Consider the following 21,944-nt stretch of genomic DNA (forward strand, 5'->3'; position numbering starts at 1 on the left):
TCGAAGAAATGAACGTACTGTCCCTGACCGACGAAGACTTCGGTCTGCGCTCCACCCTCGACGCCTGCGTCAAATGCACGATCTGCGAAACCCAGTGCCCGGTCATGCGCGTGACCGATCTGTTCCCGGGCCCGAAATACTCCGGCCCGCAGGCAGAACGCTACCGCAAGGCAGGACAGATCGTCGATTCGTCGATCGATTACTGCTCGTCATGTGGCACCTGCACGCTGGTCTGCCCGCAGGGCGTGAAGGTCACCGAGATGATCCACCACGCTCGCACCGACATGAAGAAGGAAAAGGGCATTCCGCTTCGCGATCACCTGATTGGTCGTACCGGCTTCATCGGTACCGTCATGACCCCGGTTGCTCCTATCGCGAACTGGGCGCTCGATGTTAAGCCGATCCGTGTTGCTATGGAAAAAGTCATCGGCGTTCACCGTAGCGCACCGATGCCGAAGGCGGCCGGTCGCACTTTCGAAGGCTGGTTCAATAAGCACACGCCGCTAGAAGGTTCTGGTCGCAAGGGCCAGGTCATCTTCTTCCACGGTTGCGCAGGCCAGTACTTCGAGGTCGAAACGTCGATCCACTCGGTCCAGGTTCTCGAGTACCTCGGGTACGAGGTTCTGGTTCCGCCACACGGTTGCTGTGGTCTGGCATTGCAATCGAACGGCCTGTACGACGAGTCCCGCAAGTATGTCTCGAAGCTGACAAATGATCTGCGCAAGGCCAACCGCAACGCGCCAATTATCTCCGCTTCCGGTTCGTGCGCGGGTATGCTCCGCCATGAGGCAAACGAGATCCTTCAGATGGATACTCCGGAGCTGAAGGACGTGGGCTCGCGTATGTGGGACATTTGCGAATTCCTCATGCACCTGCACGAAAAGGGCGAGTTGGATCTGAACTTCCAGCCGATGGATATCACCATCCCTTACCACGCACCGTGCCAGTTGAAGTCTCAGGGCCTCGGTCTTCCGGCTGTCGAACTGATGGAACTGATCCCTGGCGTGAAGGTCAAGGAATCGAACCAGCCCTGCTGCGGTATTGCTGGTACCTACGGCATGAAGAAGGAAAAGTACGACATTGCCCAGGCAGTCGGAAAACCTGTCTTCGACTTCATCAAGCAGGTCAACGTTGAACTGGCCGCGTGCGACACGGAAACGTGCCGTTGGCAGTTGCGCACCGCAACGGGTGCGAACGTTGTTCACCCGATCTGGCTGATCCACAAGGCGTACGGCTTGCATAGTTGAACGTTGCATACAGGCGAGTGAGGCGGTGTGAACCCACGTGGTTCGCACCGCCTCGTTGCAGGCAGGGCTTTATTTCCTTCAGATACGACACTGTTTCTTCGTAGTGGCGATACGATGAAAGACCGCGCGACTTTAAGGAGGAGTCATGAACCCCCGTTGTGTCCGGTCCTCGCAGACAGCGCGAAAGCCACTGGTCGCAACTGCCCTTGTAGCGATAACGAGTCTGCTTTTAGCCGGTTGTGCAAGCTCAACAACGAGTTCTGACTCCAGTGAGGCGTACGTGGGTCAGAACTACGACTATGGCTCCTCTACGAGCGAGGCGAGTAACTCAGACTTTGACTCTTCGTATGACTCGAACAGCGAATCGCAAGGAACAACGGTTGAAGCTCACGTTATCGTCACCGGTCATTTGCTCCTCGATGTTGCTGATCCCGGCGAAGCGTTAGCTCAGGCCTCCACTATCGTCACTGAAGCGGGTGGCTCAGTTGCTCATTCTTCCCTGCAAGGAGAATCGGATTCACCGTGGGGCAACGCAACATTCAAGATCCCAGCCAATAGCTTCGAAGAAACTCGTCAGAAGCTTGCAGAATTGGGGAAGGTCACTGATCAATCGACTGATACTGCCGATGTGGGGGCTGAAGTCACTGACCTTGACGCTCGCATCACAGTGTTGGAAGCGTCTATCGCACGTCTTACCACTTTGATCGATCAGGCAGAGACGACATCGGATCTCTTGGAAGCCGAACGCGAACTCACAAATCGTCAGGAAGAACTCGACAGTCTGAAAGCACAGCGCTCCTGGTATTCCGACCAGGTGTCGTATTCAACTCTTGAGGTTTCTTTTCATTCGACAGCGATCACTCCGGTCCCCTCAAGGTCGGCATGGGAAGAATCCTGGCAGGCCTTCTCCAGGGGAATCGCAGGACTTGTGTATGGACTGATCATGTTTGTCCCATGGCTTATCGTGATTATTCCGATCACACTATTTTTCGTGTGGCTTCATCGTCGTAGAGTGGTCCGCCGGCGCGCGCGAGCGGAGGCACCGCCTACCATGTCTACGGAAACTGAGCCCGAGGCTCAGGTCGATCCCGTTGCTCAGGCAACGAATACGCTGGTCGCCCGCAACAAGTGACCGGGAAGACTCACCGTTGACGTTGATCCCTCGCCGGAGGGATGTGAGGGATAAGCCACGTGGACTGGCTCGGCTCTCAGTCGTCATTTCAGCTACGATAAACACCAACGTTGATCCGGCCGGCGCCACACGGCGCGGGGTATCACCGGGGAGTTTTCGGAAGAACCGGGCGCGCTCGCAGTGCGCCCACAGTAGAACCGAACGGGTGAGCCCGTTACAGCGAATAAAAGAAGCGGCTTTGCTCCTGCGGTGCGCACGCATCGGGGTGGTAGAGCAAGCGGGGTGGTACCGCGGGTCCCAGTGAAGCTGGTCCTCGTCCCTGTGATTCGAACAGACGAGGACAACAATGACGAAGCACGGCTTTTACCCGCGTCACCGCGACAACGAGGTGGACGCAAGCCCGTCCTTCCCGCAGATGGAAGGCGAAACCTTGGCCTTTTGGGCCGATAACGATACCTTCCGTAAGTCCATTGAGGCGCGCCCTGCTGGCGAAGGCGGTCAGAACGAGTTCGTGTTCTACGACGGCCCGCCCTTTGCTAACGGCCTTCCGCACTACGGTCATCTTCTGACCGGCTACGTCAAGGACGTTGTTGGTCGCTACCAGACGATGCTCGGCCACCGCGTTGAACGTCGTTTCGGCTGGGACACGCACGGTCTGCCCGCTGAGCTCGAGGCGCAGCGTATCCTCGGCATCGAAGACGTCACTGAGATCACCCGCGAAGGTGGCCTCGGCATCGAGAAGTTCAACGAGGCCTGCCGTTCGTCTGTTCTTCGTTACACGAACGAGTGGGAAGACTACGTCACCCGCCAGGCTCGCTGGGTTGACTTCTCCAACGACTACAAGACGCTCGACCCGAACTACATGGAGTCGGTCATCTGGGCATTCAAGACCCTCTATGACAAGGATCTTGCCTACCAGGGCCACCGCGTTCTGCCGTACTGCTGGCACGACCGCACCCCGCTGTCCAACCATGAGCTCAAGATGGATGACGATGTCTACCAGGATCGTCAGGACAACACGGTCACCGTTGGTATGCGCCTCGAAGAGCCTCTTATTGAGGGCTCTGACAAGGGCGAACTGGTCCTGATCTGGACTACGACCCCGTGGACCTTGCCCTCGAACGAAGCTGTCGCCGTTGGCCCGACCATCGACTACGTGGTCGTGCGCGTTCCGGCTGACCTTGAGTCCCCGGTTGCCGGCCAGGATGTCATTGTCGCTGAGGGGCGTCTTGGCGCATACGCGAAGGAACTGGGCGAAGAACCGCAGATCGTGAAGACTTTCAAGGGTAGCGAGCTTGCGGGCAAGCGTTACTTCCCGATCTTCGACTATTTCGACAACGCCGATCACCGTGCCAAGGGTGCGGCTCCCGGCCCGGACGGCTGGACGATCATCCCCGGCGATTACGTATCGACGGAAGACGGCACCGGCCTGGTCCACATCGCACCCGCATTCGGTGAAGACGACATGTTCGTATGCCAGGAACGCGGAATCCTACCGGTCATTCCGGTGGATGAAGGTGGTTGCTTCACGTCTGAGGTTCCCGACTACCAGGGCATGCAGGTGTTCGATGCGAATAAGCCGATCATCGTTGATCTGCGCGATGCTATTGGTCCGCTGGCCCGTGTTCCCGAAGGCAAGCGCGCCGTTCTGGTTCAGCAGAAGTCGTATGTTCACTCCTACCCGCACTGTTGGCGTTGCCGTAAGCCGTTGATCTACAAGGCTGTGTCCTCGTGGTTCGTGCGCGTCAGCGCTATCCGTGATCGCATGGTCGAACTCAACCAGGAGATCACCTGGGTTCCTGAGCACACCAAGGACGGCATCTTCGGAAACTGGCTTGCCGGCGCTCGCGATTGGTCGATCTCGCGTAACCGCTTCTGGGGTGCACCGATCCCGGTCTGGCGTTCGGATGACCCGAACTACCCGCGCGAAGACGTCTACGGTTCCTTTAAGGAACTTGAGCGCGACTTCGGCGTGAAGGTAGACAACCTGCATCGTCCGTTCATCGATCAGCTGGTTCGCCCGAACCCGGATGATCCGACGGGCAAATCGATGATGCGCCGTATCCCGGATGTTCTCGACTGCTGGTTCGAGTCTGGTTCCATGCCGTACGCGCAGGTTCACTACCCGTTCGAGAACCAGGAATGGTTCGAGTCGCACTACCCGGGCGACTTCATTGTCGAGTACATCGGCCAGACGCGTGGCTGGTTCTACACCCTGCACGTCCTGGCGACCGCTCTGTTCGACCGCCCGGCGTTCACGAACGTTGTCTCGCACGGCATCGTTCTGGGCGATGACGGTCGCAAGATGAGCAAATCCCTGCGCAACTACCCGGACGTCAACGGTGTGTTCGACACCTACGGTTCGGATGCGATGCGTTGGTTCCTCATGAGCTCGCCCGTCGTCCGCGGTGGCAATCTCATGGTGACCGATACGGGCATCCGCGACACGGTTCGCCAGGTGCTACTGCCGATCTGGAATACCTACTACTTCTTCACTCTGTACGCGGGGGCGGCGAATGGGGGCAAGGGGTACGAGGCCAAGGCCTGGGACCTCAACGATGAAGCGGTGGTTTCCGGCTTGTCGAAGATGGACCGCTACCTGCTGGCACACACGCGCTCGCTTGCAGCGGATGTCAAGGATGATCTGGCTTGCTATGACATCGCGAAGGCGTGCGAGCATGTTCGCGATTACCTGGATGTTCTGACGAACTGGTACGTGCGTACTCAGCGCCAGCGTTTCTGGGACGAGGATTCGGCTGCGTTCAACACGCTGTACACCGCTCTTGTCCGTCTGTCTGAGATCGCAGCTCCGTTGCTCCCGTTGCTCAGCGAGGAAATCTGGCGCGGTCTGACCGGTGGCGAGTCTGTCCACCTGGCCTGCTTCCCGGTGATCTCGGATCTGGTTGCTGACGACGCACTGGTGTCCGCAATGGACGAAGTCCGCGACGTTGTCTCAACGGCACACGCCCTGCGTAAGAACCATCACCTGCGCGTTCGTCAGCCACTTGCCGGCATGACGATTGTCTCTGAGCAGGCGGGTGCGCTCGGCCAGTTCGCTGAGCTTGTTGCCTTCGAGGTCAACGTTAAGGACGTTCACTTCCAAACGCCGGAAGAATCCGGTTTGCGCGCGAACATCGAACTGTCGCTGAATCCGCGCGCCTTTGCTCCCGAGCTCCGTAAGCTGACGTCTTTACTGTTCAAGGCGCAGAAGTCGGGCGAGTGGACCGTGAACGAAGACGGTAGCTGTGTTTTTGCGACCGTCCAGCTTGATGGCCAGCCGGTTGTTCTGACCGGCGAGCAGTTCTTAGTGACCACCACCGTGGACGCTGAAGAAGGCCAGGCGGCGGACGTCATGAGCAATGGCACGGTGGTCCTGCTTGATACAGAGCTGACCGCGGAGCTGGAAGCTGAAGGCTACGCGCGTGACGTGATCCGCGCCGTGCAGGATGAGCGTAAGAACGCCGGCCTGCACATTGCTGACCGCATCACGCTGAACCTTGTTGTTCCTACTGATCGCGTGGACGCCGTGAACGCGCACACTGAAATGATCGCCCACGAAACGCTCGCCCTTCATGTGAACGTGGAAGCCGGCGAGAAGCTCACGGTGAGCGTCGCAAAGCACTGATCAAGTGACCGCGTGACTCGGGGCTGGGATCACATCACTACGAAGTGCTCCCAGCCCCGAACCGTATAAAATAGGCGGGTTGCTTTTAACTGCGCTCACTTTCGATGCGCCGGGCAACATGCGCTCTGGAGGCCCTCATGTCGAACGATCACCCCGCATTCTTTGGCGATAGCGAGGAAGAAGCGGTTGCAGGCTCAATCCCTGCGGATTTGATTCCCTACCTTGAAGCGGCTGACGAGCCCGATGAGTTAGCACTGACTGACGTAACGGATCACGGGCACGATGCCGAAGAGACTGAACTGCAAACTGCTCTGCGGAACCTCGTCGAATCCTCCTTGCTCCTTGGCCCGGATCCTTCGATTCTCGCCGAACTGGAAGGCGATATCGACGAAGACTTCGCCGACGACGCCGAGGCAGCGCGCGCAGAACACGAAGAGGCTCTCGCGAAGGCTGCAGATTCGGTTGAGCTGGATGCTACGGTGGCTAAAATCTACGAATCAATCGTCGAGCGCGCCCCCGAACACGACATTGAGCCAAGCTTGGATCGCATCCGGATGCTGCTCGATATCCTGGGCGATCCGCAGAATACATTCCCGACCGTGCACATTACGGGTACGAACGGCAAGACATCGACCGCGCGCATGATCGATGCGGTGCTGACTGCCTTCGGCGTGCGCGTCGGACGATTTACGTCTCCGCATTTGATTGATGTGCGCGAGCGAATGAGTATCGAAGGCGCACCAATTTCCCGCGAAGCCTTTATTGCAGCCTGGAACGATATCGCGCCCTACGTCGAGATGGTCGACACGAAGTCGGTTGCTAACGGAGGAGTGCGCCTGTCGTTTTTCGAGGTCTTTACCGCTCTAGCGTTAGTAGCGTTTGCGGACCACCCGGTCGATGCTGGCGTCATCGAGGTCGGCATGGGTGGAACATGGGATGCCACGAACCTCGTTGAGGCCGGCGTTTCTGTGATAATGCCGATCGATCTGGATCATACGAAGTGGCTGGGCTCCACGATCCGTGAAATCGCAGAAGAAAAGGCCGGGATTATCAAGCCCGGTCAGATTGTCGTGATCGCCGAGCAACCCGAAGAAGCACTAGAGGTCCTGTTGGACCGCGCCCGCGAAGTCGATGCGATCGTCCGCCTTGAAGGCCGAGACTTCGAGGTTATTGATCGCCAGATGGGTGTTGGCGGTCAGCTGGTTACTGTCCGCACTCCTTCCGCCACCTACACTGACGTTTTCGTTCCGCTCTTTGGCGAACACCAGGCCCACAATGCGGCGGCTGCTCTGGTTGGCGTCGAAGCGTTCATGGGCGGTCGCGCCTTGGATGCAAAGATCGTTGAAAATGGCATGATGACGGCGACTTCACCGGGACGCCTGCAGGTTGTGCGCACATCCCCGACAATTCTTGTCGACGCTGCACATAATCCCGCAGGTGCTCGCGTCCTCGCCGATGCGCTTGACGATTCCTTCGCGTTCGCTCACGTTGTCGGCGTGTACTCGGCGATGGGAGACAAGGACATCGAGTCCGTTCTTGCCGAAATGGAACCGCATCTGGACTCGATTGTCATCACCGAAATGCCCGGCGAACGTGCTGCGAATATCGAGCAATTGCGCGAAATTGCAATCGATGTCTTTGGTGAAGACAGGGTGGAAGTACGCGACAGTCTTGGCGAAGCAGTTGATCGTGCGGCGACCCTTGCTGAAGCCACCACTGACCCCGCAGACAAATGCGGCGTGGTCGTCTTTGGCTCGGTCGTTCTTGCAGGTCACATGCTTGATCTTGCCGGCATTCGTCCATAGGGGTCAGCGAGCCTTCTTTGTGCTAGTCGAGTAGCAAAAGTCGTGGCACCATAGTCCCAGAGCATGACCGCTCTGTTTTGATGCAAGGAGGCACGATGAAGAAGCTGGTCAATGACGTCCACAACGTCGTCAAGGAAACCCTCGAAGGATTTGCTCTGGCACATGCGGATATGGTGAAGGTCCATCTCGATCCCGATTTCGTTACCCGCGCAACCCCGAAGGCGGACGGCAAGGTCGGTCTGGTTTCCGGTGGTGGCTCTGGCCACGAACCGTTGCATGCAGGCTTTGTCGGCCTGGGCATGCTGGACGCCGCCGTTCCCGGCGCCGTTTTCACGTCCCCGACCCCGGATCCGATCCTCGAAGCCACAAAGGCTGCCGATCACGGTGCAGGCGTCCTGCACATCGTGAAGAACTACACCGGCGACGTCCTTAACTTCGAGACTGCCGCCGAAATGGCTGAAATGGAAGACATCGAGGTCCGTTCCGTTGTCGTCAATGATGACGTCGCGGTCGAAGACTCGCTGTACACCGCAGGCCGTCGTGGTGTTGCCGGAACCGTCTTTGTTGAGAAGCTTGCCGGTGCAGCAGCAGAACGTGGCGACGACCTTGACAAGGTCACCGAAATCGCTCAGCGTGTGAACGATGAGATGCGTTCCATGGGCCTTGCACTTGGCCCGTGCACGGTTCCTCACGCAGGCAAGCCTTCCTTCGATCTTGGCGAAGACGAGATCGAGCTCGGCATCGGTATCCACGGTGAACCCGGCTATCGTCGAGGCAAGATGGAAACCGCTGACGCACTGGTAGAAGAGCTCTATACCAAGGTTCGTGATGACCTGAAGCTTGAAAAGGGGCAGCGTGTGATTACCCTGGTCAACGGAATGGGGGGCACACCTTCGTCCGAGCTCTACATTTGCCATCGTCGACTGGCTCAACTGCTGGAAGAAGACGGCATTAAGATTGCTCGCACGATGGTGGGCAACTACGTGACCAGCCTTGAAATGCCTGGCGTTTCTGTCTCCCTGCTCCGCGTGGATGACGAAATGCTTGAACTGTTCGATGCGCCGGTGGCAACACCGGCATGGAAGTGAGGGACTAGATGGCGCTAGATACTGCATGGGCAATGCGCTGGATTGCGCTTACTCGCGTAGAGATTGGTGCTCAGCGTGAATACTTGATCGATCTGGACCGCCAGATCGGCGACGGTGATCATGGCGAGAACCTCGATCGTGGGTTCGGCAAGGTCATGGAAGCCTTCGAAGCAACGCCTCCAACTAGCGTTCAGGACTGCCTGAAGATCGTTGCGAAGACTCTGATGTCGACGGTCGGTGGGGCTGCTGGTCCTCTGTACGGAACGGCCTTCCTGCGCGCAGCAAAGGTGGCTGTCGACGAACCTCTGACCGGTGAAGCTGTTGCTGCCCTGATCGGCGGTGCTCTCGGTGGCATTCAGGCTCGCGGCAAGGCAGAGCGTGGCGAGAAGACCATGGTCGATGCGTGGGGTCCGGCGTATGACGCAGCTAAGGCTGCCGCAGAATCTGGCGCCACACCTGAACAGGTTCTGGCGGTTGCTTCCCAGGCCGCTCATAAGGGTGCTCTCGCCACTGAACCTCTTCAGGCAACCAAGGGTCGTGCTTCTTATCTGGGAGAGCGTTCCAAGGGACACCTTGATCCGGGTGCTGTGTCGTCTGCGATCATCCTTGCGAAGGCGCTTGAAGCAGCTGAGGAGGAATGATGGCGCGCGTTGCATTTGTCATCGCAAGCCATTCGGATCTTCTGGCTCGTGGCGTGGTCGAACTTGCCCAGCAGATGGCTCCCGAGGTTTTCTTCCAAGCCGCGGGTGGCACTGATGAGGGCGGGATCGGTACATCCTTCGACAAGATTGACGCCGCTGTCAGCGCCTGCCTCGATGAGGTTGGCGATGGCGATGGCGCGGGTGTTGTGATCCTGACAGATCTTGGTTCAGCCACGATGACGGTTGAATCGGTTCTGGATTTTGCTGACGATCCCGATCACCTGAAGTTCATTGAGGCTCCGCTTGTTGAGGGTGCTGTCGCGGCTGCGGTGCGCGCTCAATTGGGTGATTGCCTGAATGCCGTTGCCGATGCTGCGCGTAATGCGATCAGACCAATGATCGAGCTTCACTCCATGCAGCAGGATCAGCAGGCTCCTTCAGCTCCAACCGATGGTGTCACGGACACGGCGGTTGTTGCTGATCCGGTTGGTCTGCATGCTCGTCCGGCAGCTCTTCTGGCTCGTCTTGCAGCCACATTCGATGCCGAGATTCTTGTGAATGGAACAGATGCTGCTTCCGTTCTTGAAATCATGGCTCTCGGTGTGAAGCAGGGCGAAACGGTTGAATTGCGGGCTACTGGTCCGCAGGCAGCTGAGAGCATTGTTGCTCTCAAAGAGATGATCGAAAACGCGTCGTGATGCGGTGTGGCTGTGGTGGATATTCATCCGAGTACCACCACAGCCATGTCGTGTGAGCGATGATGCGATCATCGGTTACGATATTGATTCCTTGAACAACTTGTAATGAAAGGAGGACGAATGCCAACTCCTGATCTGCTCGACCCGAATAAGGAACACACTCTGATCTTGGTCAAGCCCGATGGGTTTGCTCGCGGTCTGACCGGAGAGGTCCTGCGTCGCATTGAAGCGAAGGGCTATGTCTTAAAGGGCCTGAAGATTAAGAAGGCCTCCAGGGAACTCCTTGAAGAGCACTACGCGGAGCACCGTGAGCAACACTTCTTTAACGGAATGGTTGATTTCATGAGCTCAGGCCCGCTCGTTGCCATCGTGGTTGAAGGTGACCGCGTGATTGAGGGCATGCGTATCCTCATGGGCACAACAAACCCGACCTTGGCTGCTCCTGGAACTATTCGAGGCGATCTTGGACGCGACTGGGGCTCGAACCACGTGGAGAACGTTGTTCACGGTTCCGATTCCCCGACTTCTGCTGAGCGTGAGATCGCACTGTGGTTCCCTGAACTGTGTTGCTGAGACTATCGTGTATGAGTGTGAACCTGTCCGAGGAGCACGCATCAGCGCATGAAAAAGTGGCGTTTGCATCTGCAGGCGCCACTTTTCTTATTCTTCGCACAGTTTCCACGTATCCTTGACCCGTGCACTTAAAGACCCTGACGCTACGCGGGTTTAAGTCTTTCGCGTCTACGACGACGTTGAAGCTTGAACCCGGGATCACCTGTGTCGTGGGTCCGAACGGTTCGGGTAAGTCGAACGTTGTGGATGCACTTGCTTGGGTGATGGGCGAGCAGGGCGCGAAGAGCCTGCGTGGCTCTAACATGTCGGACGTCATTTTTGCCGGCACATCGGGACGCCCGGCTTTAGGGCGTGCGCAGATTGATCTGACGATCGATAACTCAGATGGCGTGCTTCCCATCGAATACACGGAAGTAACAATCACCAGGACGCTGTTCCGTGGCGGGGGCTCCGAATACGCAATTAACGGTTCACCTGCTCGACTGCTTGATATTCAAGAATTGCTGTCCGATACGGGCATGGGACGTCAGATGCACGTCATCGTGGGGCAGGGGCGCTTAGACTCGATCCTTCAAGCAACCCCGGAAGATCGTCGCGGGTTCATTGAAGAGGCGGCCGGTGTACTGAAGCATCGCCGACGTAAAGAGCGTGCGCTGAAGAAGCTCGCTGACATGGATCAGAATCTCGTGCGTGTTCTGGACCTGACTGAAGAGATCCGACGCCAGCTGGGTCCTCTTGCGCGCCAAGCGAAGCAGGCGCGCAAGGCCTCGTTGATCCAAGCACGAGTGCGAGACGCGAAAGCTCGCTTGCTCGCCGACGATCTTGTGAACGTGCGCGAGAAGCTTGAACGTCAGTCGCATATGGATACCCGTCTCGAAGAGCTGAAGCATGTGCATGAAACCAAGATTGCGGATCTGCGGGCATCGATTGAGGAAAGCGAATGCAATCAAGAAGCTCGCGCTCGCAATGCGAATGATGTGACGCGAGTCTGGCAGGAAGCGACCAGCGTCCATGAGCGTGCGAAGACAACGCTCGCAATCTCTGCCGAGCGCGTCAAACAGTATTCGCGCCCCGAAGCTAACCCGACGGGTGAAGACCCGGATGTCTTGGACCAGAAGGCATTAGCTGCTTCGAATGAGGACGGGGACCTTCTCCAGCGTGTTCAGCAAGCCCAACGTGAATTGAGTAGCCTCGTACGCGCCAAGGAACAAGCGGAAGACGAAGATCAACGCGCAGCCAAAGAACTCGCCAGGGTCAACGCGCTCGTCGCTGACCATCGTGAGAAAGTGGCGCGCCTGACGGGTGATGTTGGGAGTGCTCACGCCCGATTGGAAGCCGGTGAAGCAGAAGCCGGTCGTGCTCGTAGCGCGCTCGAAGCTGCACTCGCGCGAGCTGAAGAAGCGAAGAAAGCCGTTGAGGACGCGCCCGAAGAATCGGGTGGCGATTTCGATGTGAGTCGCGCGCATACGCAGGCGGGCATCCATCGAGATCAGGCACGAGCAAAAGTTGATGCCCTCCTTGCCTCTGAACGCGAAGCTCGCGCCGATCGTGCTCACTGGGAAGCGCGCCGTGATGCCCTGACCCAGCTTCTTGCGCGTGACGATGACACAGCTCACCTGCTCGATCATGAACACGTGCTGGGTGCCGTCCAGGATTTCGTGAACGCCCGCCAAGGAACCGAGAACGCAATCGCGACGCTACTTGGCCCATTTGCGGACGCCGTCGTCATGGATTCCCTGGATTCTGCGCTCACTCAAGCGCGCGACGCCCAGGAGTCCAATAGCGGCCAGTTACGGATGATGATCGCGAATGGGGACGAGGCCTGGCCTACCAAGCAGAAACTACCCGAGGGCCTGACGTGGGCGCGAGAGTGCGTGACACCAGACCCGAAAGTTGCAGCGAGCGTTTCAGCCTTGCTTTGTGGCGCAGTAGTTGCCAACGATCTTGATGCTGCTCAACGTGGCATTGCGGTCGACACAGTGGACGTTGCCGTTACATTGAGCGGAACAATGGTGACTCGTTCAGGTGTTATAGCAGCCGGACAGACAGCCGACTCATTGCTTGCCATCAAAGCCCAACACGAAGCAGCCGCTACGAAGGCCGAGGCAGCACAACACACGTGCGAAGTTCTCTCTGATGAACTCACGGCAGCGAATACTGCGCTGGACGTGGCAATACGCGCAGCGAACGAAGCCCTGAAAGCTCTGCGTGCCCACGACGCCCTGCAGGCTGAACGCGCTCAAAAGACTGCACGACTCCAGTCCGCGCTCGCGGCCAGTGAAGCTGAGGTAGGCCGTGGTCGTGAAGCGCTCAAACGCGCCGAGGATCATGTCGAATGGGCTAAAGAACGTGTTGAAGAAGCGCGATCGAAAGTCGAAACGGTGTCGGAGAGTCCCTCTGAAGACGTCGACGCAGCGCGTGATAAAGCTGAGGTTGCTGCCAGAACGGCGAAAGAAGCCCGTGAAGCGGAAACCTCAGCGCGGCTGGCATTGCGAGCATTGGAAGAACAATCCAGGCAAGTTGCTGCGCGTGCCCGAAACCTTCGCCAGGCAGCAGCAAAAGAGCGCGAAGAGCGGGGCCGTTATGCGAAGCGCGAAGCTCAACGCCAGGTTGCGTTGCGTGCTGCAACGGAGATTGAGGCCGACGCGCGTCGGGCGGTGAATGAGGCTGCCCAGCTGCTTGCTATCGCCTCGGCCCGCCAGACGGCGGTTGGTGAAGAAACTCGGCAGGCAAATGAGCGCGTTGGCGCCCTGCGCTTGGCCTTGGATGAAGAAATGAAGCGCCTAGCCGACGTTACTGGCGAGGTTCAACGTGACGAAATTGCGCGCACTCAACTGGAATTGCAAGCGAGTGATGTTGAGCGTCGAGCAATGGAAGCCCTTGCGCTCGATGCTGACACTTTGATTGAAGAATACGGACCCCATACCCTGGTACCCGTTTTCCCATCGGACCCGGATGAAGAAGTCAACGAAGAAGGCCAGCCTTTTGTTCGAAGCGAACAAGAAAAGGCTTTTGAGAAAGCTTCAAACGAGCTGGTGCGCCTGGGGCGCGTGAACCCCTTGGCTTTGGAAGAACACGATGCTCTGGCTGCTCGTCATGCATTCTTGATGGAACAGGTAAAAGACCTCAAAGAATCGAAAGCCGATCTGATGAGTATCATTACCGATGTGGATCGACTGGTTGAAGAAGCATTCGTTTCCGCATTTGAAGACACGAAGAAACAGTTCGCGCACACCTTTGACGTTTTGTTCCCCGGCGGTACAGGTGACCTGATTTTGACCGACCCAGATTCGCCTCTGACCACGGGCATTGAAATTGAAGCTCGCCCCGCAGGCAAGAAGGTTAAGCGAATGAGTTTGCTGTCGGGTGGTGAACGCTCACTCGCAGCTATCGCTTTCCTCGTCGCGATCTTTAAAGCTCGCCCATCTCCGTTCTACGTGATGGACGAAGTTGAAGCCGCACTCGACGACGTGAACTTGTCGCGTCTTCTGGCAATCTTTAAAGAGCTACGTGAAGAATCTCAGCTGATCGTGATCACGCACCAGAAACGCACTATGGAGATCGCTGATGCGCTCTATGGCGTCTCGATGCGTGATGGTGTGACAGGAGTTGTTTCCCAACGTCTTGCGCGCTCATAATGCCTTGTTAGTTTGAGAGAGCCGTGTCCGCATCTTTATGTTTTCTGCCCGCGCGATAACAAAGACAATGGGTACGCCAGATGGCGTACCCATTGTCTATTCAGTAGCCGCGGCCTGGTCAAATGGAACCGAGACAGCAGATGATCAGTTGTCCTTGTTCAGGAAGTGACGTTCGTCGAGGATCGAGGCGCCCGACAGCATAAGGGCGTCAAGGTTTTGCGTCGCGTGGTGGGCGCAGAAGAACAGTTGGAAGCCGGATGGCATCGTGGCACGCAGCCACGCCTTCGCGCCACACTTGTCGCAACGATCGGCGGCGTTGAGAACCGGGGCCGTTGAGGTTTCTGGCTGAAGTGAAAGCGTTGTCATGTTTCAATCACACACTAAAGAGTCGGTAATGTCGCGTTCACAAGCGATTGTTCACCCTCGGCGCAATCCGTACGCGAGTGTACTCATCATGTGAGCCAGTGGAACACGCGTCATCTGGAAGAATACGGCGAGGTGAAATGGCGCTCATTCGATGATTCTTTAAGATAAGCGGGTGACTTCTTCATCTGACTATTCGGCACGGCACCTCAGCGTCCTTGAAGGACTGGAAGCTGTTCGTAAGCGCCCCGGCATGTACATCGGTTCCACGGACCACCGCGGTTTGATGCACTGTCTCTGGGAAATTATCGACAATGCCGTTGACGAGGCTCTTGAAGGTCACTGCGACACGATCAATGTGCGCTTGCACCCTGATTATTCTGCGTCGGTGGCTGACAACGGTCGAGGTATTCCGGTTGACGAGGTCCCCGGTGTCGGTTTGTCAGGCGTCGAGGTCGTGTACACGAAGCTTCACGCTGGCGGTAAGTTCGGTGGCGGTTCCTATGCGTCATCGGGTGGTCTGCACGGCGTGGGTGCGTCCGTTGTGAACGCGCTGTCCGCGCGTCTTGACGTGCAGGTTGACCGTGGCTCAAAGACATGGGAAATGTGTTTCCGTCGCGGTGAGCCGGGCGAATTCGACGATTCGAAGCAACGCACCCCGAATTCACCGTTCACTCCGTTTGAAGAATCCTCACAGCTGAAAACCGTTGGCAAGGTAAAGAAGAATGTCACCGGTACACGCGTGCGTTTCTGGGCTGACTTTCAGATCTTCCCGTCAACCGAAGGATTCTCATGGGAAGCTTTGTGTGCGCGTGCACGCCAGACCGCATTCCTTGTTCCCGGCCTGACCATCAACTGCTGGGATGAGCGCGCAGAAGAAGAGCTTCACGAGTCATTCCGCTACGACGGTGGCGTCGTTGACTTTACGAACTGGCTGGCCAGCGATGGTCCTGTGACTGACACGTGGCATATTCAAGGTGAAGGAACCTTCACCGAAACCGTTCAGGCACTCGATCCGTCAACGGGACACCTCGCTGCGACCGAAGTGGAACGCACGTGCCAGGTGGATTGCGCCTTGCGATGGGGGATTGGCTACGATACTTCACTGCAGTCATTCGTCAACATTATTGCGACCCCGAAGGGTGGCACACACGTTGCCGGTTTCGAGCAGGCTGTCTTGAAGGTGTTGCGCGCGCAGATTGATAAGAACGCGCGCAAGTTGAAGGTGGGTACCAAAGATGGGCGTCCCGAAAAGGATGATGTCCAAGCGGGTCTGACTGCCGTTGTCACCGTCCGTTTCCCCGAACCGCAGTTTGAGGGGCAGACCAAGGAAATCCTGGGTACACCACAAGTCCGTACGGTCGTGTCTCGTGTTGTCACCGACTGGCTGAATGCGAAGTTTAATTCCTCAAAGCGCGACGACAAACAGCAGACGTCTTCGCTGATGGAAAAGGTTGTCGGTGAAATGAAAGCGCGTGTTTCAGCGCGTATTCACAAGGAAATTTCGCGTAAGAAGAATGCGCTTGAAACATCCTCTCTGCCCGCGAAGCTCGCAGACTGCCGAATGGAAGATGTCTTAGAAACCGAACTGTTCATCGTCGAGGGTGACTCGGCACTGGGCACGGCAAAGGCGGCACGCAACAGCCAGTATCAGGCGCTCTTCCCGATTCGAGGCAAGATCCTGAACGTCCAAAAGGCATCGACAGCGGATATGCTGGCGAACGCGGAATGCGCGAACATTATCCAGGTCATTGGTGCAGGATCAGGTCGAACTTTCGATCTTGATTCCGCCCGCTACGGCAAGGTTATTTTGATGACCGATGCTGACGTCGATGGCGCGCATATTCGCACGTTGTTGCTCACCCTGTTCTTCCGCTATATGCGCCCCATGGTCGAAGCTGGCCGAATTTACGCTGCTGTTCCACCGTTGCACCGCATCGAAGTGAGCGCTAAGGGACGCAAGCCTCGCGAACTGATTTACACGTATTCCGAAGATGAACTCCACAAGAAGCTTGCTCAACTGCGTAAGGCGGGGCGGACATGGAAAGAACCGATCCAGCGCTACAAGGGCCTGGGTGAGATGGACGCGGACCAGTTGGCTGAAACCACCATGGATCGCGCGCATCGTTCCTTGCGACGCATCACCCTTGATGATGAAGACGCTTTGCGCGAAGCAGAAGATGTGTTCGAACTGCTGATGGGTTCCACGGTGGGACCGCGTAAGGATTTCATTGTTGAAGGATCCTCTGGCATCGACCGCATGCGCATCGACGCCTGAAAACTCCCTGTCGCACCGACGCGTCGGGCCTCGTCTTTTCGCACCGTGTGTATTGAGCACCTGGCCGCTGAGACCTAGCACGGAACCTTCCCGCGTATGTGACCAAAGGCCCGATGCGCACGTACACTAGGATCCATGACTGGACTTGCGCAACGTTTGAAGCCACCAGCCTCAGTTTCGTATCCGGGCACCCACATTGGATTGAGGTGGCGTTCGATGATCGCCTCCGACGCTCCGGGTGTTTATGACGTGATTCGCCAGGTTGAGGCTGCTGATGAGATGCATCATCGTATGAGTGCATCCGACGTCGCCGACATGGTGGAAGGTCGCACGAAAGATTTCTGGATCGATGCGCTTGTCGGTATCGATTCAGACAATCGTATTTGCGCAGTCGCAGCCGTTCGAGTCCTCACTTCGCTCTCAGATCATGCTGCCGCCGAGGTCAACGCCTACATTCATCCGCATTGGCGCGGACGTGGATTGGGCCGAGCTCTCCTCTATTGGCAAGATGGTCGTGCCCGTCAAATGCTGGTCGAAACATTCGGAGCGGACTCGAAGGTCCCCGCATCAATTTTCAACTTCGTTGACGCCCACATGACGGATCGTCGTCGTTTGTATATTGCGGCGGGCTTCTACGCGAAGGCTACGTTCCAAGTAATGTACCGCGAGCTTCTGGGGTCTGAAAAGGCTCGGAAGCCTCGCCACGGCTATTCGATCATTCCGTGGTCCGATGTTGATATGGGTAGCGCGAAGGCACTGTACCTGCGTTCTTTCACTGAGCACACCCTGCCCTACTTGCACGAGGCCTGGTGGGAAGAATCTACCTCGCATTTGGATCCTCGCTGGTCGTTCGGAGCAGTATCTGAGCAGGGTGAACTGGCTGGCTGTTTCGTCGTGGGACGCCCCGTTGAACGGTGGGCCGCGACCGGTAAGACAGAGGCATACGCAGAACTTCTGGCCGTCGATCACTCGCATCGTGGGCACGGGCTTTCAACCGCGTTGATTGGTGCAGCGGTGGCGGCGGCCGCTGAATCGGGAATGTCCAGGATCGGATTGGATGTGGATACGAAGAATGCGTCGAACGCGCATTCCATCTACGAGCACCTCGGTTTCCTTGACGGGCCCGCGCAGGTTTTCTATACGATTGACCAATAAGTTGTCCTGCGTCTAAGCGTGCTCGTGGGGAAATACGGGGACGTGAATGTCCCACAATCTGGTGTTGACAAGAAAGGACGCGCATGTCTGACAATGCGTTGACGGGTGAAATCCCGCTGGCTCGTCGTGCAGGCGCGCCCGACGACGTGCCATTCCCGCCGTCCCATCATGGGATTGTCTGGGAAGAACTCAGCATGAATCGTCTGCATGAATTGGCGACGCTGATTGCGCGCATGGAAGCGCAGGATAATCCTCCGTATCGCACCAGTGTCGACGAAGTCGAAGAGATGCTGTCGGCTGAAGGCTGGCGTGGGCTGGCCGGTATGACGACTCGTGGTATCGCGAAGGGACGCATGGTCGCTTACGGTCGCGTTGCAATGCGCCAGAGTGGTCGTGTGGAGTGCCTGTGCGAAGGAGGCGTTGACCCGTCGTTCCGTCGCATTGGCTTGGGCAGTTCGCTGGTTGAATGGCAGGAAGCAGTTTCGCGTCAGATGCTTGCTACAGCGGATACGGATGCGCCGGCTCAGATCACCATGCTTGTCGAGGCGGGTGAAAATGAGCTGGAAGAGCAACTTCAGTTGCGTGGCTTCCACTGGACCCGTTCGTACTATGAACTTCGCGCTGATCTGTCCCAGATTCCTTCGACTCCGGATCTTGGCCGCTATTTGACGATTGAACCTTGGTCGGATGAGTGGGATGAGCCGGCGCGTCACGCCGCGAATCGGCTCTCCGAGATTGAGTGGGGTAGTCCTGCCCTCACTCGCGAACAGTGGCTGAAGGGACGTACTTCTTTCGTCCCGCAGTGGTCGTTCGTTGCCGTGGACCGCAGGGGTGACCGTCCGTGCGTGGTTGGTTTCCTTCTTGCCTCGAAGTACGTCCAGGACTGGGCTGCTCTTGGTTGGCGCGAAGGCTATATCGACCAGATGGGTGTCTTGGAAGAGGCGCGTTCGGATCACGCCGTCGATGCCCTGATTACTTCGTCGATGCGCGCGATGGCAGCCGATGGGATGGATCGTATAGGCGCTGGGCTCGGAAGCGCGAATCATTCCAGAGCGCTTGCCGTCTACGATTATTTGGGTTTTGCGACGGTGGGCCAGACGCGCTTGTACGCGATCGATGTGTGACGAGGCCACGCCGGCACTTTCGCACCGGCGCGAACCGTTGTAGCGCCTTAGCCGATGAGGGTGATCGGAAGAACGACGGGAGTACCTGACCCATCGCGACGTTCGTCAACGTCGGGCAAATCAACGGGGGAGCCATCAGCTGAGGCGCCTCGAGGTTGACGGTCACCCACCCACGCCAAGTCAATGCGATCCTCACCGCGCAGGAAACGCTGGGCGCGGACGCCTTGACCACCGCGACCCTTGACCGGGTAGAGCTCCAGCGGAGTTACCTTAGCGGTCGTCTGACCCGTTCCCGGCAGTGCTCCTTCAGCCGCAGCGACGGTGACGACGAAGGAGTCTGATGATACTGGCAGAGCCCAGAATCCGAGTGCGTGGGCATCATCGTTAAGCTTCATACCAGCCATACCACCGGCGGTGCGACCCTGCGGTCGTACCTTCGACGCCGGCGTACGAAGAAGCTGCGCGTCGGTTGAAATAAAGACAAGATCGTAGTCGTCGGCACACGGTCCGAAACCAACCAGACGATCACCGTCATCCAGTGCGATGACTTCCCATTCGTCACGGGCAAGTACATCCGGCTTCAAGCGCTTCACGGTGCCGTGAGCAGTACCCATCGCATATACCTGGTCTGATGCGGGATCAAGCAAACCGATCGCGGGAGAATCCGTGTGCAAGAGCAGAGATGCGGGCGTGGCTGCGGCCAGCGACAATCCTGTATCGAAGCGGGGGAGTGCGGGTAGGTCCACGACCTCCATGCGGTGAGCAACACCGTCTGCTGTAACAACCGCGATCTGAGAACGTGCGGTCGACGACAATTGTGCTATCCACCCGTCGTGGCTGGCACGAGGCCCCGGTTCTAGCGGGTCTGAGCCTTCAACCCGCGCCAGACCACCGTTCGATGACAGTACAACGACGCACGGGTCATCAGGGATCTGCAGGTCCATTCCCTTGCCGGATTTCGATGTTGCCGGCAACGTAGCAGCCAAGGCGGCGCCCCTTATCGCCTCGTTCCCCGATTCGGCTCCGGCAGACGACAGCAACAGAGTCCGTCGGGGAGTAGCCAGACGCTGAGCAACATCGCGCAACTCAGAGATGACCAGGCCTCGCAACATCATCGGATCGGAAAGAATCTCTTCAAGGTGTGCGATCGTTGCTTGGAGTTCATCGCGTTCGTTCTCTAGCTCGATGCGCGAGAACTTGGTCAAGCGACGCAGGCGGAGCTCCAGAATGTAGTTCGCCTGAATATCGGTCAGGTCGAAGGCAATCTTCAGTCGCTCGCGAGCGGTTTCCACGTCGAAAGATGAACGAATAATCGCAATGACGTCATCAATATCGAGGACTGCGATCAACAAACCTTCAACCAGGTGAAGGCGATCCTGAGCCTTACCCAGACGGAACTTCGTGCGTCGCGTTGTCACGTCAAGACGGTGGTCGACGAATACGCTCAGCATGTCTTTCAAACCGAGGGTACGAGGCTGACCATTGACTAGGGCAACGGCGTTGATCGAGAAGGAATCCTCAAGAGGCGTGCGCTTGTACAGCTGTTGCAGGACCGCTTCGGGGTTGAAACCGTTCTTGATTTCGATGACCAAACGCAGGCCGTGGATACGGTCGGTCAGGTTCTGAACCGACGAAATACCCTTCAGACGCCCGGCATTAACGTTTTCCTTAATCTTTTCGATGACCTTTTCGGGGCCGACCATGTAGGGCAGTTCGGTGACGATCAAACCCATCTTGCGTGCGCTGACGCGTTCGACTCCGACCTTTGCGCGAGTCTTGAAAGCACCGCGACCAGTTTCGTAGGCATCTTTGATTCCATCGAGTCCGACGATGACGCCACCTTCAGGCAGGTCAGGCCCGGGCACGAAACGCATCAGGTCGGCGACGGTGGCATCCGGATGCTCAATCAGATGAATGGACGCTGCGATTGTTTCAGCAAGATTGTGCGGGGCAATATTCGTTGCCATACCAACAGCAATACCGGAAGCGCCGTTGACCAGAAGCTGGGGGAATGCCGCTGGGAGTACCTCGGGTTGCATGAACTGGTTGTCGTAGTTCGGCACGAATTCAACCGTGTCTTCATCCAAACCGGTGACAAGATCCAACGCGGAGGGAGCCATACGGGCTTCGGTGTAACGCGCGGCTGCGGGGCCGTCATCAAGAGAGCCAAAGTTGCCGTGTCCGTCGACTAGGGGAAGACGCAGGTTGAACGGCTGAGCGAGGCGCACGAGAGCCTCGTAAATTGCTGAGTCACCGTGCGGGTGAAGCTTACCCATAACCTCGCCGACAACACGCTGGGATTTCACGTGGCCCTTGTCGGGGCGAAGTCCCATCTGATCCATCTGGAACAGGATGCGTCGTTGCACGGGCTTGAGGCCATCGCGTGCGTCTGGGAGTGCGCGAGCGTAGATGACAGAGACGGCGTATTCCAAGAAGGAGGTTCGCATCTCTTCGGAGACATTGATTTCACTGATGTCTTCGTCCGCAACGGGCAGTGGTTCTACGAGGTCCTTCTTAGCCATATTCGCGATTATCACGGGCGAAAGAACCTCTGTTCGACTCCCACGCCGAACGCGG

The 21,944-nt window shown here is 57.5% G+C and carries 14 protein-coding genes; 12 read left to right on the forward strand and 2 right to left on the reverse strand.

The window, feature by feature from the left end:
* Window positions 1–8 precede the first annotated feature (8 nt).
* From PG731_RS07045 to smc, 9 genes are all read left to right on the forward strand, one after another.
* Window positions 9–1,247: an anaerobic glycerol-3-phosphate dehydrogenase subunit C gene (locus PG731_RS07045; RefSeq protein WP_101627686.1), complete on the forward strand. Its 1,239-nt coding sequence runs from the start codon at window positions 9–11 to the stop codon at window positions 1,245–1,247.
* Window positions 1,248–1,527: 280 nt separating this feature from the next.
* Window positions 1,528–2,379 (forward strand): DUF4349 domain-containing protein, encoded by an 852-nt coding sequence (locus tag PG731_RS07050; protein WP_270773019.1) that lies wholly within the window; start codon window positions 1,528–1,530, stop codon window positions 2,377–2,379.
* 346 nt (window positions 2,380–2,725) lie between these two features.
* On the forward strand, window positions 2,726–6,004 hold the full coding sequence (ileS, locus tag PG731_RS07055) for an isoleucine--tRNA ligase (protein WP_270773022.1): 3,279 nt from the start codon (window positions 2,726–2,728) through the stop codon (window positions 6,002–6,004).
* A gap of 137 nt (window positions 6,005–6,141) precedes the next feature.
* The gene (locus PG731_RS07060) at window positions 6,142–7,809 is read left to right on the forward strand and encodes a bifunctional folylpolyglutamate synthase/dihydrofolate synthase (RefSeq protein ID WP_270773023.1); all 1,668 of its coding nucleotides are present in this window, start codon (window positions 6,142–6,144) and stop codon (window positions 7,807–7,809) included.
* 95 nt (window positions 7,810–7,904) lie between these two features.
* Window positions 7,905–8,897 carry a dihydroxyacetone kinase subunit DhaK gene (dhaK, locus tag PG731_RS07065; protein ID WP_270773025.1) on the forward strand — a complete coding sequence of 331 codons (993 nt, stop codon included), beginning with the start codon at window positions 7,905–7,907 and terminating at the stop codon, window positions 8,895–8,897.
* A gap of 8 nt (window positions 8,898–8,905) precedes the next feature.
* Window positions 8,906–9,538: a dihydroxyacetone kinase subunit DhaL gene (gene dhaL, locus PG731_RS07070; protein WP_101627235.1), complete on the forward strand. Its 633-nt coding sequence runs from the start codon at window positions 8,906–8,908 to the stop codon at window positions 9,536–9,538.
* Entirely contained in the window at window positions 9,535–10,236 is a 702-nt protein-coding gene (dhaM, locus tag PG731_RS07075) for a dihydroxyacetone kinase phosphoryl donor subunit DhaM (RefSeq protein ID WP_270773028.1), read from the forward strand. The genes dhaL and dhaM overlap by 4 nt, the downstream gene beginning before the upstream one ends.
* Window positions 10,237–10,356: 120 nt before the next feature.
* A complete protein-coding gene (ndk, locus tag PG731_RS07080; protein WP_101627233.1) occupies window positions 10,357–10,809 on the forward strand; it encodes a nucleoside-diphosphate kinase in 453 nt (150 codons plus the stop codon).
* A 122-nt stretch (window positions 10,810–10,931) separates the two neighbouring features.
* A complete protein-coding gene (gene smc / locus PG731_RS07085) occupies window positions 10,932–14,447 on the forward strand; it encodes a chromosome segregation protein SMC (RefSeq protein ID WP_270773030.1) in 3,516 nt (1,171 codons plus the stop codon).
* Window positions 14,448–14,591: 144 nt separating this feature from the next.
* Here the strand turns inward: smc and PG731_RS07090 are convergent, their stop codons facing one another.
* Complete coding sequence (locus tag PG731_RS07090; protein ID WP_006681584.1) at window positions 14,592–14,813, reverse strand: DUF7455 domain-containing protein; 222 nt, start codon at window positions 14,811–14,813, stop codon at window positions 14,592–14,594.
* Between the two features lie 172 nt (window positions 14,814–14,985).
* On the opposite strand from PG731_RS07090, the gene PG731_RS07095 reads away from it, so the two are divergent.
* From PG731_RS07095 to PG731_RS07105, 3 genes are all read left to right on the forward strand, one after another.
* On the forward strand, window positions 14,986–17,088 hold the full coding sequence (locus PG731_RS07095; RefSeq protein ID WP_006681583.1) for a DNA gyrase/topoisomerase IV subunit B: 2,103 nt from the start codon (window positions 14,986–14,988) through the stop codon (window positions 17,086–17,088).
* 216 nt (window positions 17,089–17,304) lie between these two features.
* Window positions 17,305–18,243 carry a GNAT family N-acetyltransferase gene (locus PG731_RS07100; protein ID WP_270773063.1) on the forward strand — a complete coding sequence of 313 codons (939 nt, stop codon included), beginning with the start codon at window positions 17,305–17,307 and terminating at the stop codon, window positions 18,241–18,243.
* An 83-nt stretch (window positions 18,244–18,326) separates the two neighbouring features.
* Window positions 18,327–19,367 carry a GNAT family N-acetyltransferase gene (locus PG731_RS07105; protein ID WP_270773031.1) on the forward strand — a complete coding sequence of 347 codons (1,041 nt, stop codon included), beginning with the start codon at window positions 18,327–18,329 and terminating at the stop codon, window positions 19,365–19,367.
* A 47-nt stretch (window positions 19,368–19,414) separates the two neighbouring features.
* On the opposite strand, the gene PG731_RS07110 is transcribed toward PG731_RS07105, so the two are convergent.
* Window positions 19,415–21,889 (reverse strand): DNA gyrase/topoisomerase IV subunit A, encoded by a 2,475-nt coding sequence (locus PG731_RS07110; protein ID WP_270773032.1) that lies wholly within the window; start codon window positions 21,887–21,889, stop codon window positions 19,415–19,417.
* Window positions 21,890–21,944: the final 55 nt, after the last annotated feature.

Source organism: Pauljensenia sp. OF14-1SRA (assembly GCF_027694595.1).
GTDB lineage: Bacteria > Actinomycetota > Actinomycetes > Actinomycetales > Actinomycetaceae > Pauljensenia > Pauljensenia turicensis_B.

Coding starts and splice junctions, on each gene's coding strand:
- dhaK (WP_270773025.1), top strand. CDS start 7,905: ATGAAGAAGCTGGTCAATGACGTCCACAACGTCGTCAAGGAAACCCTC.
- dhaL (WP_101627235.1), top strand. CDS start 8,906: ATGGCGCTAGATACTGCATGGGCAATGCGCTGGATTGCGCTTACTCGC.
- dhaM (WP_270773028.1), top strand. CDS start 9,535: ATGATGGCGCGCGTTGCATTTGTCATCGCAAGCCATTCGGATCTTCTG.
- PG731_RS07100 (WP_270773063.1), top strand. CDS start 17,305: ATGATCGCCTCCGACGCTCCGGGTGTTTATGACGTGATTCGCCAGGTT.
- PG731_RS07060 (WP_270773023.1), top strand. CDS start 6,142: ATGTCGAACGATCACCCCGCATTCTTTGGCGATAGCGAGGAAGAAGCG.
- ileS (WP_270773022.1), top strand. CDS start 2,726: ATGACGAAGCACGGCTTTTACCCGCGTCACCGCGACAACGAGGTGGAC.
- PG731_RS07110 (WP_270773032.1), bottom strand. CDS start 21,889: ATGGCTAAGAAGGACCTCGTAGAACCACTGCCCGTTGCGGACGAAGAC.
- PG731_RS07090 (WP_006681584.1), bottom strand. CDS start 14,813: ATGACAACGCTTTCACTTCAGCCAGAAACCTCAACGGCCCCGGTTCTC.
- PG731_RS07105 (WP_270773031.1), top strand. CDS start 18,327: ATGTCTGACAATGCGTTGACGGGTGAAATCCCGCTGGCTCGTCGTGCA.
- PG731_RS07045 (WP_101627686.1), top strand. CDS start 9: ATGAACGTACTGTCCCTGACCGACGAAGACTTCGGTCTGCGCTCCACC.
- ndk (WP_101627233.1), top strand. CDS start 10,357: ATGCCAACTCCTGATCTGCTCGACCCGAATAAGGAACACACTCTGATC.